At 46.3% G+C, this 17,979-nt stretch carries 16 protein-coding genes and 1 pseudogene; 15 read left to right on the top strand and 2 right to left on the bottom strand.

Going from position 1 to position 17,979, the window contains the following annotated elements; translation table 11 throughout:
• The first annotated feature begins 204 nt into the window (after positions 1–204).
• Both E0496_RS14580 and E0496_RS14575 read left to right on the top strand, forming a co-directional pair.
• Positions 205–372 carry a winged helix-turn-helix transcriptional regulator gene (locus E0496_RS14580; protein ID WP_141502535.1) on the top strand — a complete coding sequence of 56 codons (168 nt, stop codon included), beginning with the start codon at positions 205–207 and terminating at the stop codon, positions 370–372.
• Positions 373–456: 84 nt separating this feature from the next.
• Positions 457–1,608 carry a serine hydrolase domain-containing protein gene (locus E0496_RS14575; protein WP_161601432.1) on the top strand — a complete coding sequence of 384 codons (1,152 nt, stop codon included), beginning with the start codon at positions 457–459 and terminating at the stop codon, positions 1,606–1,608.
• Positions 1,609–1,684: 76 nt separating this feature from the next.
• On the opposite strand, the gene E0496_RS14570 is transcribed toward E0496_RS14575, so the two are convergent.
• The gene (locus tag E0496_RS14570) at positions 1,685–2,794 is read right to left on the bottom strand and encodes a metallophosphoesterase (protein ID WP_141502533.1); all 1,110 of its coding nucleotides are present in this window, start codon (positions 2,792–2,794) and stop codon (positions 1,685–1,687) included.
• Positions 2,795–2,923: 129 nt separating this feature from the next.
• Here E0496_RS14570 and E0496_RS14565 point away from each other — a divergent pair, with 129 nt between their 5' ends.
• From E0496_RS14565 to E0496_RS14510, 12 genes are all read left to right on the top strand, one after another.
• Positions 2,924–3,337 (top strand): VOC family protein, encoded by a 414-nt coding sequence (locus E0496_RS14565; RefSeq protein WP_141502532.1) that lies wholly within the window; start codon positions 2,924–2,926, stop codon positions 3,335–3,337.
• 630 nt (positions 3,338–3,967) lie between these two features.
• Entirely contained in the window at positions 3,968–4,828 is an 861-nt protein-coding gene (locus tag E0496_RS14560; RefSeq protein WP_141502531.1) for an ankyrin repeat domain-containing protein, read from the top strand.
• Positions 4,829–4,945: 117 nt separating this feature from the next.
• Complete coding sequence (locus tag E0496_RS14555; RefSeq protein WP_141502530.1) at positions 4,946–5,935, top strand: aldo/keto reductase; 990 nt, start codon at positions 4,946–4,948, stop codon at positions 5,933–5,935.
• A gap of 47 nt (positions 5,936–5,982) precedes the next feature.
• Positions 5,983–7,350 carry an LLM class flavin-dependent oxidoreductase gene (locus E0496_RS14550; protein ID WP_141502529.1) on the top strand — a complete coding sequence of 456 codons (1,368 nt, stop codon included), beginning with the start codon at positions 5,983–5,985 and terminating at the stop codon, positions 7,348–7,350.
• 65 nt (positions 7,351–7,415) lie between these two features.
• Entirely contained in the window at positions 7,416–8,201 is a 786-nt protein-coding gene (locus tag E0496_RS14545) for an ABC transporter permease (RefSeq protein WP_141502528.1), read from the top strand.
• 31 nt (positions 8,202–8,232) lie between these two features.
• Positions 8,233–9,270, top strand: a complete 1,038-nt coding sequence (locus E0496_RS14540) for an ABC transporter substrate-binding protein (protein WP_141502527.1) — start codon at positions 8,233–8,235, stop codon at positions 9,268–9,270.
• Positions 9,271–9,288: 18 nt separating this feature from the next.
• Entirely contained in the window at positions 9,289–10,062 is a 774-nt protein-coding gene (locus E0496_RS14535; RefSeq protein ID WP_141502526.1) for an ABC transporter ATP-binding protein, read from the top strand.
• A gap of 28 nt (positions 10,063–10,090) precedes the next feature.
• Positions 10,091–10,957, top strand: a complete 867-nt coding sequence (locus E0496_RS14530) for a sulfurtransferase (protein ID WP_338325852.1) — start codon at positions 10,091–10,093, stop codon at positions 10,955–10,957.
• Between the two features lie 597 nt (positions 10,958–11,554).
• Positions 11,555–11,905 (top strand): PadR family transcriptional regulator, encoded by a 351-nt coding sequence (locus E0496_RS14525; RefSeq protein WP_141502525.1) that lies wholly within the window; start codon positions 11,555–11,557, stop codon positions 11,903–11,905.
• Positions 11,905–12,915 carry an HAAS signaling domain-containing protein gene (locus E0496_RS14520; protein WP_141502524.1) on the top strand — a complete coding sequence of 337 codons (1,011 nt, stop codon included), beginning with the start codon at positions 11,905–11,907 and terminating at the stop codon, positions 12,913–12,915. The genes E0496_RS14525 and E0496_RS14520 overlap by 1 nt, the downstream gene beginning before the upstream one ends.
• Positions 12,916–13,604: 689 nt before the next feature.
• On the top strand, positions 13,605–14,294 hold the full coding sequence (locus E0496_RS14515) for a DUF975 family protein (RefSeq protein WP_206669779.1): 690 nt from the start codon (positions 13,605–13,607) through the stop codon (positions 14,292–14,294).
• 139 nt (positions 14,295–14,433) lie between these two features.
• On the top strand, positions 14,434–14,931 hold the full coding sequence (locus E0496_RS14510; protein ID WP_141502542.1) for a DUF3267 domain-containing protein: 498 nt from the start codon (positions 14,434–14,436) through the stop codon (positions 14,929–14,931).
• Positions 14,932–15,108: 177 nt separating this feature from the next.
• Here the strand turns inward: E0496_RS14510 and E0496_RS14505 are convergent.
• Positions 15,109–15,325, bottom strand: a pseudogene (locus E0496_RS14505) (IS66 family transposase zinc-finger binding domain-containing protein); the annotation flags it as partial.
• Between the two features lie 561 nt (positions 15,326–15,886).
• Here E0496_RS14505 and E0496_RS14500 point away from each other — a divergent pair.
• Positions 15,887–17,979 (top strand): MBG domain-containing protein (locus E0496_RS14500; protein WP_206669778.1); only part of this gene is annotated, 2,093 nt, incomplete at its 3' end.

The following is a 17,979-nucleotide window of genomic DNA, read 5'->3' as shown; positions in this document are numbered from 1 at the left end:
TTTGTGGTAAACTTCACTTTATGGGTGCTCCTCTCTTTGGGTGATGTTGTCTTCGTAAACACCATTCTACCAAAGATTAGGGCACTTTTTTATGTTTTTATGAGGTCGCACTTTCGTAATTCAGGTTTAAGGAAGTAGGCACTTTAACTAAACATAGTTAACAAAAAGTTACCTTAATAAAACAAAGGGAAATGGGAGGGTTGAATGAAATCGTATTGTAAGTTTGAATCGGCACTGATCCCACCGAAAGTAGAATACTCGATTTCAGACTACGGCAAAGGCTTAAGCACTGTGTTACAGGCACTGAACGATTGGGGAGAATCCCATAGCAAGCATATGACAGAGTTATACGGAGAAGGCGAAAAACAATAATGCCAGACACGGAATCTCACACGCTTACAATCTAACCGTTGTATGACTAGAAAAGCGATTATGAGAATTGGCAGGTGGAAAATGATGAATTTTGCGAAGCTAACAGCCTATTTGGAAGCGTTTTATAACGAAAAAAATATTCCTGGTCTAGGTATTGCTATGTATCATAAACACCAATCGGTTTACGAGCATTATGCTGGTTTTTCAGATGTCGAGAATCAGATTCCATTTAGCAGAGACAGCATTTTTAGATTGTGTTCTGCGACAAAGGTTGTGACCTGTACCGCTTTGCTGCAGCTGTTTGAGCAAGGCAGGTATAAACTCTCGGATCCTTTGTACGAGTACATCCCCGAGTTTAGGCATATGCTTGTTCGTCATACGCTGTCAGATGGAACAGTCGAGCTGCTTCCTGCTCAAAATCCAATTACAATTGAGCATTTGTTTACGATGACAGCAGGTATTGAAACGATTCATACGGATGCTGTTCATAAAACTGTCGCCGCAAGCAACGGTGAAGGCCAGACACTTACAGTAATTAAGGCGGTGGCGCAGGAGCCGCTTGCCTTTGAGCCAGGCACGCATTTTCAATACACGGTTTGCCACGACGTGTTAGCTGCATTGCTAGAGGTCATAACGGGACAAACCTTCGGACACTATTTGCAGCAAAACATTTTTGACCCGCTAGGCATGAAGGATACCTCATTTCAGCTAAAGGATGAGAGCCGTTTCTGTAAGCTGTACAACAACTTTAATGCTCAAACTAACCAAGCGGAAAGCATAGGAGAGAGTATTCTGCTGCAACCGGGCAGAGCCTATGAGAGTGGCGGAGGCGGATTATTTTCGACAGTGCCAGACTATATTGTGTTTGCAGAGGCTTTATGTCGTTATGGTCTCGCACCAAATGGCGAGCGTATTCTTAGGCCAGAAACAGTAGATGCCATGCGCACTCCCCGCTTATCTCCGGTTGCCCAGCAGGATTTTGACCGGTTTGGCGGTACTAGCAAATATGGATATAGCTACGGCCTAGGGGTTAGAACCTTAGTAAATCGTGAGGATAACAATTCTCTTAGTCAAAATGGGGAATTTGGCTGGGATGGCGCTAGAGGCTGTTATGTTGTCATTGATCCCGAATCAGAAGTGGCACTGTTTTATGCACAGCAGGAAAATGGTTCTCCATGGTATCGCTGGCACGGAACGGTACGGAACTATGCTTTTGCAAGTATTTGGAAAACTTAATATTGAAAAAGAAGTAACTCGCTGTTGCGGCGATTTACTTCTTTTGCTTTATGCATGATGTGAAGCCAACAAGGAATCAAGGTGAATTCGCGAAACGAACATGAATGGACACGATTTCTGACCTTGATCCGATTCGGATCGGCGGGCCCCAGAAGCCGTAGCCGGAAGATACGATGGAATGCAGCTGTCCCTTTTGCAAGTATCCAAAATCATTTTCAAACAATCTATTTGTTAATAAATTGCCTGGCGCGATCTGTCCATGATGCGTATGGCCGGATACCATCAAATCGATGCCTTGCTCCTTTGCGATATCAAGGCCGACTGGTTGATGCTCCAGCATAAACACCGGCTTCGAGAGATCTACACCTTCTGTTAAATCAGCAAGCTCCGCTCTCTTCTTATCGCTGTAATCCTTCCGTCCGACTAATGTCAGCCAGCCATCAAGCTCAAAAGTCTCATCATAAAGTACCTGAATCCCGCTCTCCTCCAGAAGTCCGATTAGCTCGTCCATCTCGCCGTCGAACCGGTCATGATTGCCCAAAGAAGCGAAAACGCCGAGAGGCGCTTGGATTCTCGATAAAATATCGCCTATGCCTTTGTTGATGTACGGAACAATATCATCATCCACAATATCGCCAGGAATCAATACGATGTCCGGTTTCAGGTTGTTTATTTCCTTAACCATCCGCTCGGCATGGCTTTTTCCCGATAAATAGCCAAAATGCATATCGGACACCATTACAATATGCAGCTCGCCGTTTGCGGGTCCTTCTTTGTCGATATGGATGTCATAGGATTGCACGGCCGGACTAAAAGCATTGAAGCTTCCATAACCGAGCAGAACAATCAGCAGGACCAAAGTAACAATTCCCGACCACTTTTGTACGAAGTGGCGCGGCAGGCGTGTCAACTTGGTTATCCAAACCGTAAGGTGAACCAGCGGGAGCAGCATGAGCAATAAGCTGAATAGGGCCAGCCAATAGCTGCCGATTACGCTTAAAAGAGTTGAACCCGCGACAACTCTGGAGAGAATGAGAGAGCTTGCCAGAAAGACGAGCGCAATGATATAGACGAGCCGGAACCTGCGCGATACCCTAGGCTTTATCCACGTCCAACCGCTCCATCCGATATAGAATACGATTAAGGCATATAAAATGATAAATACGAGCCCGATGACGATAAACATGTTGTCCCCCTTCATAATGCTGCTTTCTATGATTTTTTTAAATTGTAGCATGGATAGGTGCCATAAGGTGACACTGATTCGTGGTATTCTGGAAAGTAAGCGGGTGAATGATAAAGGAGAGGTTCCAGGATGAGAGTTCAATTAGAAGGTATTACGGTATTGTCGAATGATGTTTCCCGATTGGCCAGGTTTTATAACGAAGTGCTAGGTTTTGATGCTGTCATTGAGGAAGATCATTATGTAGAATTTGTAAATGACGGAGTTCGCTTCGCTATTTGTTCTAAGCCATTAATGGCGGATAATACAAACGAGCATTATTCCTTTATAGAAGAACGTAAAGGGCAAGCCTTTGAACTTAATTTTCAATGTGAATCTCCAGAAGCGGTTCGCATTATTTATGCTGATATTGTTTCGAGGGGAGCCACTTCGATTACGGAGCCGAAATCAATGTCTTGGGGGCACACTACGGGATTCTTTGCCGATCCTGATGGCAATATTCACTCTTTATTTGCAGTTAACCCAATTGCAGAGAAAGAAGAATAAGCAACCTACTGTAGTTAACGTCAGCCTAGGAGGCGGCGGTATACCGATTTTTTCCGTTCGAACAACGATAGAGCCAGACCATTCTCCCCCAAGGGAATGGTCTGGCTCTATTTTCTGAAAATTGATTTTGATGAGATATTCTGCAGATTACAGCTTGCACAAACCGATCATATCACCAAAAGGTTGTGGTCATAGGAGATTCCGAATGAACAGCGATGTATGCCGAAGAGAGAATTGTAGGATGGAGGATATTAGCGATTTACGCGCTGTACCTTGCGCGCAAACTCCTTTTGATCGCGTGGAACTCTAACGAGATTGTTGGCTTTATAAAAACATTTTTATTAATGGTCCCATCACCTATAACGCTGGTAAACCGGCTAAGAAAGGCTGTCCCATTGATTGTGGGAAACCGTTCATGTATACCGTTTTTTATGTCTTTCAGATTAGGCTATTCAGGATGTAGGTGAATGCCACAACATTACGAATAATACCTTTGCTATATTTTCATTGTGAAAACTCAGTCTTTCATATATCCCTGTAAATCAATATGAATTTAAGGGTATTCAAATGAGGATTCTCGTGTTATAGTAATTTTGTAATTAAAATTACATTTGATCGACAAGGAGTACCATGCCGAAGAAAAAGAACACCGCCGTACTTTCGATCAGGCTGGACGATGAGGCTGTCAAAGCCGTGGATTTGCTCGTTGAATCCGGACTCGAGGCTAATCGATCAAGAGCGGTTGCCCATTTTGTAAGTGTCGGGGTGCAGGCATCCCATGATTTGCTGCTGCGGGCGCGGGAGCAAGCGGATAGCCTTCAAAGGCTGCGCAACGAGATGTTTGAAGCAGTCAAGCTGCGCGACATCGGCAAGGTTGCCGAGCTTATAGACCGCGACGCAAGTCTGATTAATACGAGCAACCAAAAGGGAGAAACGCCCGTTTTGCTGGCCGCCTTCCTGCGTGCTAATGACATCAAGGAGCTGCTGCTGCAGAAAGGGTTGGGCAAATTGACTGTTTTCGAAGCGGCCGCCGTGGGGTATACCTCCAGGCTAAAGGAGCTGCTCGACCAATCGCCGGAGCTTGTCAACAGCTACAGCTTTGACGGTTTTCCGCTATTATCGCTGGCTACGCATTTTGGCAATAGCGAGGCGGTAGAGCTGCTGCTTGAACGTGGAGCGGCTATTCATGCTCGAAGCCGCGACGGCAGTCTGAACAATCTAGTCATTCATGCTACCATTTTCGGAGGTTATGGCCATTTGGTTGACTTGCTGATGCAGAAGGGTGCGGATATTCACGCCAAATGCGAGGGTGAGCTTAGAGATGGCTTTAACGTGCTGCATGTTGCTGCTTACTTTGATAAGCCGCTGCTCATCGAGAAGTTTCTCGGCTACGGGGCCGAAAAAACGGCAACCAACGCTATTGGACAGACGCCTTACGAGCTAGCCTTATCGCTAGGCCATACGGCCAGCGCGGAGCTATTGACTGATTGAAGAATGATGATATTAACTACATAAAACAACTCGACCGGACAGACGGAGAGGCGCTTCATGAATTTAAGCGGCTTTCGTGTGTCTTTTTTGTCGTATTCCAAGGAGGATGAAGATAGCATGCAATACCGGAAATTAGGAAGAACGGGGCTGAAGGTATCGGAGGTCAGTCTGGGGACGATGGCTTTCGGGCGCTGGATCGACGAGAGCGCGTCCGGCAAGGTACTGGATGCGGCTTTGGAGGCTGGCATTAATTTGATTGATACTGCAGATGTGTACGGCAGCGGCATGGATACGGGTGACCGGTTGAGACATGGCGAATCAGAGAGTATACTCGGAAATCTGCTGCGCGGCCGCCGCAATGACATCGTGCTGGCAACAAAGTTCCATGCTCCTATGGGGCCAGGCGTTAACGACCGAGGGCAAAGCCGCTATTACATTTACCGCGCCCTTGAAAACAGTCTGCGCCGATTGCAAACCGATCATATTGATTTGTATCAGGTGCATTCGTTTGATCCCGAGACGCCGCTTGAAGAAACATTACGGGCACTTAACGATTTGGTCACACAAGGAAAAATCCGCTACTTAGGCTGCTCCAATTATGCGGCATGGCAGTTGGCTAAGGCTCATGGAATCAGTGCGCAGCATGGACTGCACCGCTTCGAGAGCATTCAGCCAGAGTACAGCCTCATTACGAGAGGAATCGAGCGGGAGCTTGTGCCCCTTGTCGAGTCGGAGCAGGTTGGAGTCATTAGCTACAGCCCGCTTGGCCGAGGCATTCTGAGCGGCAAATACCGCCAAGGGGAAGCGCCTCCGTCGGATTCCAGATTGGCATTGGGCGAAAAACGGCTGGAGCTGCTGCTGGATTCCAATCCGGCTTATGCGTTTGTGGAGGCGATTCGCCCGCTTGCCGAAGCAAGAGGCTGGACGCTGGCCCAGCTTGCGCTTTCCTGGGTGCTGAGCCACTCCTATATTTCATCCGCTATCTTGGGAGCGTCAAAGCCAGAGCAAATCGTCGATTCGCTTAAGCATGCAGATGAAAAATTGACTTTGGAGGAATTGAGGGAAATCGACGATATTTCCCGAAACACCGGACTTTTTCGGATTTAATTCCTTGTTTTCGCATAGACAAACTATATATTGGGAGTGTGAAGGTTATGGCTACATCTAAACGACAGCTTCATCTTGGTTTGTTCCTGTTCTCCACGGGCTATCATCCTGCAGGCTGGCGGCTACCGGAAGCAGCAACCGACGGTGCATTTGATCCGAAGTTTCTGCAACGGGTAGCAAGAAGACTGGAGGAAGCGAAGTTTGATTTCTTTTTCCTCGGGGATGCCTTGGCAACCAGCGCGGATATGCAACATCAGTTTCCATCGCAGATGGTCCGGCTTGAGCCGTTCACCATGATTGCGAACATCGCGGCAGTGACGGAGAAGATCGGACTGATTGTTACGGCGAACACGACGTATTCCGAGCCATACACCATCGCGCGCCAGACGGCGTCGCTGGATTATTTGAGCGGAGGACGCCTTGCATGGAATGTGGTTACCGGTATGGATGTACGGGCGGCACAAAACTACAGCCGGGAGAAGCATTGGGATAACTCCCGCCGCTATGATTACGCGGATGAATTCGTGAAAATCGTGCAGGAGCTGTGGGATTCTTGGGAGGATGACGCTCTCATTCGGGACAAGAAAAGCGGCGTTTTCGTGGATGGGAGTAAAGTGCATCAAATTCAGCATGTAGGCGAGCATTTCTCCGTTGCGGGTCCGCTAAATGTCGCAAGACCGCCGCAAGGCCAGATTCCGCTGCTGAACGCCGGTACGTCGGAACGCAGCCGCGAGCTGGGTGCTAAGCTCTCCAGCGCTGTGTTTACGGGGCAAATTCTACTGGAGCTGTCAAAGGAATTTTACAAGGATATTAAGACCCAGGCGGTTAAGTTCGGTCGCAGCACGGATGAGGTATTCATTCTGCCTGGTCTGGTACCGCTTGTTGGCCGCACGGCCGAGGAAGCGCATGCCAAATACCGGGAGCTGAACAGCCTGTTGGTGACGAACTACGATCTGACAGCTCTGTCTGCTCGCATCGGCATCGATCTTTCACGATATCCGTTAGATGGGCCGCTGCCGGATCTGTCGCTGTCAACGCTTCCGGGCAAGGAAGCTGAGTGGCTTGTGGAGCTGGCGCAAAAAGCGGAAGGGAAAGAAGAGATTACGGTTAGGGAGCTGTTCCATTATTTTGCGGCGACATCCAGAGGGCATTTGCTCATTGTTGGCGATCCGGAGCAAATTGCCGATCAAATGGAGAAGTGGTTCGACGAAAGAGCAGCGGACGGGTTTAATATTTGCCCACCGTACATGCCTGATGGCCTGGATTTGTTCCTTGATCTGGTCGTTCCAGTGCTTCAGGAGCGTGGCTTATTCCGGACGGAGTACGAGGCGGACACCTTCCGCGGTCATTTCGGCCTGTCCCGCCCCGAAAACCGCTTTGCCCGGAAGGTGGCGCTGGAGGGCGTGAGGGATTAGGAATGCCCTTTGGGCAACACCTATCTGCATAACCGCGTACGGGAAGGAAAGGGGCGAACAACGGCATGGACCAAAACATTGGCCAAAAGCGCTACAAGTGGCGCATCATCACCGGGCAAGTCATACTGCTGTTGGCTTGCCTGGGCATTAATGAATATCTCGTCCGGGCGGGGATCGTCGGCAGCCTGTATCTGTCGAAGCCGACTCAGGTCGTGGAAGAAATCTATAAGCTGTTCGCGGACGGTGATATTTTCCATCATTTATTCGTGACGCTCAAGGAATTTGCAGCGGGGTATCTGCTCAGCGCGTTTGCCGGCATCGCGACGGGCATGGTGCTTGTGCTTGTCCCTCATGCAGAGACGTTTTTTCGGCCGTATCTCTCTGCGCTTATGGCGATTCCGAAGGTCACGATTATTCCGCTTCTGATGCTATGGCTAGGTATCGGCTTGTCGCATAAGGTCGCCATCGTGTTTCTGTTTTGCTTTTTTACAATTGCATTCAATACGATTACTGGCATTAAGCAAACGGCGGAGGCCCATCTCAAGGTTGCTAGAGTGTTTGAAGCGTCCAAGCTGCAAACGGTTGTAAAGGTTATTTTGCCGTCGGCTGCGCCAACAATCTTTGTGTCCTTGAGGGTATCGGCGGCGACCGGGCTTGTTGGAGCACTGTTCGGCGAAATGGTGGCATCCAAGGATGGGCTTGGCAATCTGTTGGTGCAGTCAACATCGCTGTACGATACGGCGAAGGCCTTTGCCATTATTACAATTGTAACGGTTGTTTCAGTGCTTATTATCTCAGGCATTGATTTGCTAGAGAAGCGCATTGTACTGCGATGGAAGTCATCATCTTAATTTAATTCAAATGATAGAGGAGAGAGAAACCATGTTAAAGAGAAAATGGCTAGGCAGTGGAATTTTGGCGGCATCGCTTGCACTGGTGCTTACAGCTTGCGGAGGAGGCAATACATCGGGCGGAACGCCGTCGGCTTCTCCGGCAGCGTCACCAGCCGCGTCGGAGTCGGCCTCGGCAACGGACAGTGCCCCGGCGGAGCTGCAGAAAATTAGATATGCGCCTTTTAATGGAGTCAGCGGTCTGGTCGTGCGATACGGCATCGAAAAAGGCTTTTTCGCGGAGGAGGGCTTGGAGGTTGAGCTTGTTTCTACGCAAAATCCGATCGAAGCATTAACAAGCAAGGAGGTTGACGTCGCAGACAGCGCAACAACCAACGTTATCGTAGCAGCGGGCAAAGGCGCGCCAATCAAAATCGTTTCGTCCATGTTTCGCACCAAAGGGCCGTTCTATCTGATCGCCCGTGCAGGCATTGAAAGCGTAGAGGACTTGAAGGGCAAAAAAGTCGGGGCGGCGGTACTTGGCAGCGGTCTGGACGTTTACACCCAAACGATTCTGAACAAGCATGGACTTAGCAAAAAAGATGTAACGTATTTGGCAACGGGGGTCAATGAGGCTGCTTATGCAAGCCTGACGTCCGGTCAAGTCGATGCTACGATCATTCACGAGCCGTTTGCTTCGTTAGCGGAAATTGAAGGCACTGGCAAGATTTTGGCAAAAGGATGGGATTACCTTCCTACCTTCCATACAGGCGTTCTGGTTTCCCAGAATGATTTTATCGATAAAAATCCGGAGCTGCTGGAGAAGCTGCTGCGCGCTTACTTCAAGTCGCAGGAGTACGCGAAATCCAATCTGGAAGAGTACAAAACTTATTTTCTCGAAAATGTGAAGGTGGACCCGGCTGCGGTGGACAAAGCGTTTGAACGCGAATTCGAGCTGTGGGAGAACAATCCTGACGTTGATTTGAATGCTTTGCGGGACACGCAGCAGGTGCAATTGGATTTGGGCTTCCAGGACCAGATTTATGATATTGATGATTTGTTGGATTTGCGCTTTATTCCAAAAAAGTAAGAGTGGCGAGGTGATTGTATGGCGGGCTTCTGGATCTCCGGCGTATCCAAAATTTACGGGGGAGCGACTCCGACAGAGTCGCTTCAGAATATCAACTTGACCATTCAGGACGGCGAGTTTCTGAGCATTCTAGGTCCAAGCGGCTGCGGCAAAAGCACGCTGCTTGAGATATTAGCTGGACTGCAGCTCCCCACCTTGGGCGAGGTGAGTTTCGACGGAAGAAAGCTGAAGGGGCCGGGTATCGAGCGCGGCGTCGTCTTTCAGGACCCGTCCCTGTATCCGTGGAGAACCGTATTCAAAAACGTTGAGCTAGGCCTTGAGCTGCGCGGCGTGGAACGAAAGGAGCGCCGGGAGGCGGTGCAGCGGTATCTGGATCTAGTTGGTTTAAGCGGCTTTGAGCACAAATATCCTCATCAGCTGTCAGGCGGCATGAAGCAGCGCGCGGGTCTTGCCCGGGCTCTTGCCAACAGCCCCGAGGTACTGCTAATGGATGAGCCTTTTGGCGCGGTGGATCACTTGACGAGGCTGCAGCTGCAGGATGATTTACTTCAGATTTGGGAGGCGGACAAAAAGACGATTGTATTCGTGACGCATGACGTTTCCGAAGCCGTGTTTCTCGGGGATCGGGTTGTGCTGTTGTCCCCGAGGCCGGGGCGAATTAACCGCATATTCGAGGTGCCGAAACCGCGCCCTCGCAAGCGCGACGATCTGGGACTGCTGCAGATTCAGAATGAAATCTATGCAGCCTTGCTGGAAGTCAAATCGGCGGAAAGTTTGGAATTTACGATTTGAGATAACCCTTTAAAGGAGAGTGGAGAAAGTGTCATTGTCCAATGTACTAAGCGTGAAGCAATTGAAGGAGAGAATAACAAGCGGCGAGCAAATTGTGCTGCTGGATGTTCGTTTTCATCCAAAGGAGCCGGCTTACGGCAAGGAGGCATATGCCAAAGGGCATCTGCCGGGAGCGCATTTTATTGATTTTAAGGCAAGCTTGACCGATCCCGCGCGTGAGCATGGCGGGCGCAGTCCGCTGCCGACCCCGGAGCGGCTTGCTGAGCTTTTTGGATCGCTTGGCATTGACCGAGATTCAGCTGTGGTCGCCTATGAGGACGGCAATGGACCGGCCGCCGCAAGGTTGTGGTGGGTGCTTCGGTATTTGGGTGTGGAGCGCGCTCAAGTGCTGGACGGAGGTTTTTCCGCTTGGGAGTCGGCTGGCGAACCTGTGTCGCAGGAGCCGGCAGTCGTGGCGGCTCCACGTGAGTTTGTACCTGCACCGCAAGCCGATTGGCTTGTCAGCGTGGATGAGGTGCGTGCAGCATCCGCTAACAGAGGAGAAGGAGGGGCGAGGCTGGTTGATTCGCGCGATGCAGCTCAATACGCTGGGCGCGATGTCTCTTTCGATCCTGTAGGAGGGCACATCCCTGGGGCGGCCAATTACTTCTGGAAAGATGTGCTGAGCAATGACGGCGCATGGAAATCAACAGGGCAGCTGCGTGAGCGGTTCACTGCATTGCCGCAGGACGCCGAAATCATCGTGTATTGTGGATCAGGCATTTCCGCCACTCCTAACGTTCTTGCTCTTAAGGAAGCGGGGTATACGAATGTAAAGTTGTATGCGGGTAGTTGGAGCGATTGGAGTTCTGACTCTAGTAATCCGGTTGCTACGGGGGACGAAGAGAAGGCGTAGAGCCTATATCAGTATGTAAGACTTTAATACATCGTCATATGGGCTGTTTGCCTTAGACGGTGTATTTTTTATGTTCGAAGTCAACAAGGAGTCAACACTTGCTCTCTGAAAATACTTTCATGAAACCCCGAATTGAGCGCATGCTCGTAAACTCTAAATTGATACTATGATATCTAGTCCTTCTTAATCTGAGGATTCTGGTCCTTACGACCATTCAGCCCTTTTACATCGATGCCAACACTCTAAGTGTGTACGTGTGAAATCAACATGGAGTCAACAAGTCATGTAGCAACCGTTGAGAGTCATTGATATAATCTGTTTTTTTTGTAGGAGTTCGAACGCTCGATAAGGACTGGAGCTTGAATAACTGAGGTCGACACATGTGGAGTGTATAATATAGACGCTTTGAAAAAAAGTGTTTGCTCTGTGAGTACCATTGTCATAGCTCTAAAAAGAACCCGCCAGTGGCGAGTAAAGACTGTCGTGAAGAGTTGCGACAGTCTTTACTTTTATTTTTAATATCAAATAAAATAGACTATTATCGAATTGACATTAGTGTGTGTCGTACAGTATTATGATTTTGAAGGAAGTGAGTGCATGACGGAGTTAGAGAATACCATTGATAAACTAAACCAGGAGTTAAGAAGAGGAACGATTGTTATTAGTGTGTTAAGTCAGCTGAAAGAAATGCAATATGGGTATTCTCTTGTTCAATCTTTGAATGCGAATGGGCTTCGACTTGAACAAAATACGTTGTATCCTCTGCTTAGGCGGCTTGAGAGTCAAAATTTGCTTGAAAGCCACTGGGGCGTCGATGGCTCTAGACCAAGAAGATATTACAAGCTGAGTGACGAAGGTTTCCAATCATTGGAAATTTTGACTAAGGAATGGAATGAAATGGTGGTTGTCATGGATCGATTCTTGAATCCAAAGGAAGGTGATGCATAATGGTGAAAGTCGAAAGGTACGTTTACGCAGTAGGGAAACACTTGCCTATGTCGCATAGAGAAGATATTAAAAAGGAAATTCGATCGACGATAGAGGACATAATTGAAGAGCGAGTTGACGGAGAAACGCCCACAGAACAGCTCATCGACGAGATCTTACTTGAGCTTGGCGAACCCCGAGAATTTGCGCGCAATTACCGCAAAGATGCAAACTATTTGATAGGTCCCGGCTTGTATGATACGTATAAGCTTGTCTTGAAAATAGGTTTAATCCTCGCGGCTATTGGGGTATTTTCATTGAAAATAAATATAACTCCAGAGCTATCAGAGAGTTATAATTATTTTGGATTCATTTTCCGCTTCTTGTTGGAAATGGTCGATGAAGGGGTTCATGTCTTTGGTTTGGTGACGATCAGCTTTTTTCTTATACAATGGTTCGGTAACGCACGGGGTAAAGATTTTCGAAAAAATCAAATGAATCCAGCCTGGCATCCATCCAAGCTGGAAGCCATTCCGAAATCCCATGTACAAATCAAATATTCACGATTGATAGCTACAATCATTATTTCCGTATTGACGCTTGTTATCTTTAATTTTTTTGCTGAAAAAATAGGGATTTATTATAATCGAACAGGCGACCAAGATTCAGGTTTTTTGCAAATCCTTTCTCTGGACAGATTGACGGATTACATGATTTTTTGGAACATTGAGCTAATGCTTGTTATGGTTATAAGTCTTTATATCCTTATCAGCAAAAGGTATACCCTATTTACAGTCGTTGCTGAATCGTTGCTGTCTATCGCTACTATTGTACTCTTGCTTACCATGGTTCAGGACACGACACTTATTAACAACTCGGCCATTTCAGAAGCTATTTTGAGTACAGATGTTAGCGGGGATGTAGAAACCTTCATCAGAAACTTGTGGAGAATTGCTCTAGCTATTATCATCGTCTTTATGGCTGTGAATCTCTTTGGTAGAGGGAAGGCTATTTTTAAGTTTCTCAAGTGAAGAAGTATAACAGGGAGTTGCTAGACCGCCACTGCAACTGCTTTCGCTGATTCCAGCGCCGAGTTGAGCGGACTGACGCTGTCAAGCGGCATAGAAACTTGTTGAACAGGGTACCTAATGCAGGTGCCCTGTTCGTATGAATTCGAATAATTAAAATTGATGGATAATTTTCTCCTTAGAGATGATACGCCAAACCGTACCACAAATAGTGGTAAAGCGGAAGGTAGAGGTGATAGTGGATTTAAAGGGTTTCTTTACTTAGGGATAGTTTACTGAATAAAAAGACCAGGAGATCAAGTGAACTGCACCCCAAAAGTTAGACACTATCTAACTTTTGGAGGTGTAGTTCACTGGGAATACCTACACCATATCACGCATCGGGTTCATCCAGTTGCGATGCCATAATGCTTCATGAATCTCATGAAAACCACATATCGTTGTCGATCCATGACAAAAAAAGAAGGTAAATATAGGTATATCTGTGGTAGGATTATTCAAAAGTACTTATAGCTTTTATATAGGAAACGAATGATTCTCTGCTTGTCGTACTATATTAACAATGGTATCAATTTTTAAATAAAACTAAAACATTACAGGAGAGAGGGATCGCAGTGTGGGATCGTAAGGTGCTAAAGCAAAGGGCGAAAGAGGTGCTGCGAACATCGTATTGGAAGGCATTTTTGGTAAGTATGATATTAGTATTTGTCAGTGGAGGCGGTGGAAGCCCTCCAACCTTAAACTTTAACTTGGGCTTTTCTAGTAACTCTGATGTCTCGGATATCTTTCATTGGAATGTGGATTGGGAGGCCCTTGCTCCATTTTTGGTTATCGGAATCATTGTTTTTATTATATTTTTCGTATTTTCCCTTGCGTTTCGGGTTTTTGTTTGTTTTCCCCTTGAGGTTGGTTCTATGCGTTACTTCAAGCAAGCAGCGGAGCATGAGGTGAATTTAAATCATATTGGCTACGCTTTTAATAAACATAGGTATTGGGATGTTCTGAAAGCAATGTTATGGAAAAGCTTTTTGAACTTCTTATGGTTTTTGCTTCTCTTCATCCCCGGAATCGTAAAATCTTACGCGTACAGTATGGTGCCCTTTATTTTGACGGACAACCCCAACATTGGCTATAGGCGCGCGGTAGACTTAAGCAATAATATGACACGGGGACATAAATTCCGTATATTTGTGCTGGATCTAAGTTTTCTGGGCTGGATCTTTCTTGGGTTGCTTCTAATCTTCGTTGGTGTCTTTTTTGTGATGCCTTATATCCATTCCACAAAGGCTGAGCTTTACTTGGCATTACGCGAACAGGCACTGAAGAATGGTTTGACAACAGAGGAAGAGCTTAGGTTGAACCAAACCCCTGATTTTAAATAAGAAACAATTATCATACGCTGCAGGAGCCTAAGGCTCTTGCGGCAATTTCGATACTATTTACGAATTGTTATCGTTCATTATCGTAGAATGGGTGAATCTAGCTATGATCTTGTGGTTCCGGCATTTACCTCATAAAAGCATGCGGTTGTCAGAATGGATTCCGTTCATTCAAAATCATTGGTTTCGTGAGCATTATATGAAATTTGTTTATGTATTAATGGCTTTGATTATATTGGCACCAATCTGCTTTGAGGATGGCTTCACTTTCGTTTCCAATATGCCCCTTATTCCTATAATTATCTTTGTGTTTATTCTACATGAGATCATCCACATTCTTGTAGTACATAGTAAAGGCGATATTAGCTTAACATTTAAAGGCCTATTTTTCTGGTTAAATACGAATGCAACGTTATCGAAAACAAGGTATTGGCTATTTATGAGCTTGCCATTTATTTTATTATCGGTAGTACCAGCTATCGCCTCATTCTTTTTATCGGGTAGGCTTCAGTCACTTTTGTTATTTATTTGTTGGATTAATTGCATTATCTCATCCTCAGATGTGATTAATTCTTTTTTGATTTTAATCAAACCAAATAAATCTGTATTTTGTAGGGGTTATTATAAAACTGAAAATTAAAGTATATGAACGAATGAAGTTGATATTCTGCTAGTAAGGCTAACAGCCTTTAATAGGCTGTAAATCAGTTCATGAAGCTATGAATTAAAAATATAAAATGAGCAATTAAAGGCCGGAAACCCTCCTCTTACGAGTGGTATTCGGTCTTATTTAAATTTCATTTAAAGTCACAAAAGGTAGGAGGTAAGGACGCATCCGTTCCGTGAGAAGCGACAGCCACTGCTCCGAGCCGTAGATCACCCAGTTTGCTAGCGTTTGGCGTGCGGATCTCTTCCCGTTCACAATCGAGACAAGCGTAGATCAGCCAGATATGACGAACGACCTTCACTTTCGCTGGAATAATGGCAATCTCATTGCGTGTCTCGGTGCTCATCTGATGCAGAAAAGTGTCGCAATTTGTGTGGTGTAGGTTTGATTATAGGGCGATTTCAGCCCGTACTTTCCCATGTGTATGCCGCTGACGAAGCGATAGCCCGTCCAACAGCCAGTGGAGTTCGCGTGAACGACTTTGTGGAGCAAAGCAGGGTCGAATCCCGACTCCATATAAAATGGCGCGTGACTGGAAAACCTCTGCAAATTTCTCGAATATCTATTTGAGCTTAAACGTTGTGTTACTGGACTAGATCTCCTTCGAAGGATGCGTTACATTGTCGGTTCTTTTCTAAACAATCATATTCGAGCAAGAGGATACAAGTGTGAGTGACAGTATCCATTTTTCAACATTAAATAAGGTAATGGAACGGTAAAGATACCCTCAATCCGAAGAAGGGCAAGGGTTAATTACAGTTATTTTTAAGGTCATTTTGAATTTTTTTTTAATAGATTAGTTCTAGTAGAGAAAAGGTTATGGTGTATAATAATGTAAATAGTTAGATACTTTTAAGATAAGAGCATTCCTATTACATACTAATAAAGAACGGAAGGAAGCGTTGCAACCATGTTACATGCAAGACAGATGAACCTTCTAAAAAAAGGGGTTCTTATCGTAATTGGTATTTTATTGATTGCCTTCGCAATGTCGGAATCTAGCCAAGCGTCATTTGTTGATCCAATTGATCAAACATCGGATACAGCAAATACGATCCCGAGTTCGCAAGGCGGATCAAAGGGAGCAGGACAAAGCTTTACTGCAGGTAAAACAGGGTGGATGTACGATGTCGATGTATTTCTTGCTCAATCTTCAGCTACTGAGCGAGAGATAAGCTTGACGATTCATGAAAATGTAGATATTAATGGGACAGTACTAGGCGTAGCGGAGGTAAGCAGTAGCATTGTGCCTGATTTTCCGGGAGGCTGGGTTCGGTTTACCTTTAACGAAGGGATTTATGTGGAGTCTAACAAGCAATATGCCATGATGATGGAGACAACCAATAATGATCCAAATCAAATGCTCCAAGTCACTTGGAGAATATACAATCCTGGCGCATATACCGGCGGTACACCTTATTATTTTGAATCTTGGAATAATTTCAATTTTGATTTTGCATTCAGAACGTATGTAGCTACTCAGCAGAGGGACTATTCTACTTCATTGCAGATGGACCACCTTACAACAACCTATGGGAATACTGAGGAGATTAAAGCAACATTGCGTAATGCGCACAATCAAGCAGTAGCGAATGAAAGAGTCACATTTTCTCTGAATGGAGCTGTTCTTGGTTCATCTAATACGAATGGAAATGGTGAAGCTGTATTCAGCTATTCGGTTAATACGGGAATAGGAAATCATATACTAACAGCGCAATTCGATGGAGACCCTACTCATCTTACTTCGAGTGGCTCTGCTATGATGAGGGTCGATAAGAGGCCACTTGTAGTTACAGCAAATAATGCGACGCGTGATTACGGAACGAGCAATCCTGTTTTCACAGGGGCAATAACTGGCGCCTTGTGGTTAGACGGCATTACAGCAACGTACGCAACGAGTGCCACTCAAGCAAGTCATGTAGGAAACTATGCGATTGAAGCAGTACTGGTTGACCCGAATAACAAGCTAGGAAATTACGAAGTAACCAAAACCGCAGGCAGTCTATCTGTTACGAAAGCGTCACTTGCAGTAACCGCAGATGATGCGACACGTGAATATGGTACGAGCAATCCGGTATTCACAGGGACAATAACTGGCGGTTTGTCATCAGATGGAATTACAGCAACTTATGCTACGAGTGCCAATCAAGCAAGTCATGTAGGGAACTATGCAATTGAAGCAACACTGGTTGACCCAAATAATAAGCTAGGAAATTACGAAGTAACGAAAACGGCAGGCAGTCTATCCATTACGAAAGCGTCACTTACAGTAACCGCAGATGATGCGACTCGTGGATATGGTACGAGCAATCCGGTTTTCACAGGTACGTTAGTTGGCGGTTTGCCATCAGATGGAATTATAGCTACGTATGCAACGAGTGCCGATCAGGCCAGTCATGTAGGGAGCTATGCAATTGAAGCAACACTAAATGACCCGAATAACAAGCTAGGGAATTATGAAGTAACGAAAACGGCAGGTAGTCTATCTGTTACAAAAGCGTCAGTATCGGTAACCGCAGACGATGCGACTCGTGAATACGGAATGAGCAATCCGGTATTCACAGGGACAATAACTGGCGTTTTGTCATCGGATGGAATTACAGCAACGTATGCTACGAGTGCCGATCAGGCAAGCGATGTAGGGAGCTATGCGATTGCAGCCACACTGGTTGATCCGAATAACAAGATTGGAAATTACGAAGTAACGAAAACGGCAGGTAGTCTGAGTGTTACGAAAGCGTCACTTGCAGTAACCGCAGACGATGCGACGCGTGAATATGGTACGAGCAATTCGATATTCACAGGAACGGTCTCAGGCGGTTTGTCGTCAGATGGGATTACAGCATCGTACGCAACGGGCGCCGATCAGGCCAGTGATGTAGGGAGCTATGCAATTGAAGCAACGCTGAATGACCCGAATAATAAGCTAGGAAATTACGAAGTAACCAAAACCTCGGGTAGTCTGAGTGTTACGAAAGCGTCAATATCGGTAACCACAGACGATGCGACGCGTGAATATGG

This window comes from Paenibacillus luteus (assembly GCF_006542765.1).
GTDB classification, from domain to species: domain Bacteria; phylum Bacillota; class Bacilli; order Paenibacillales; family Paenibacillaceae; genus Pristimantibacillus; species Pristimantibacillus luteus.
This window is presented reverse-complemented; position numbering and strand designations above follow the sequence as displayed.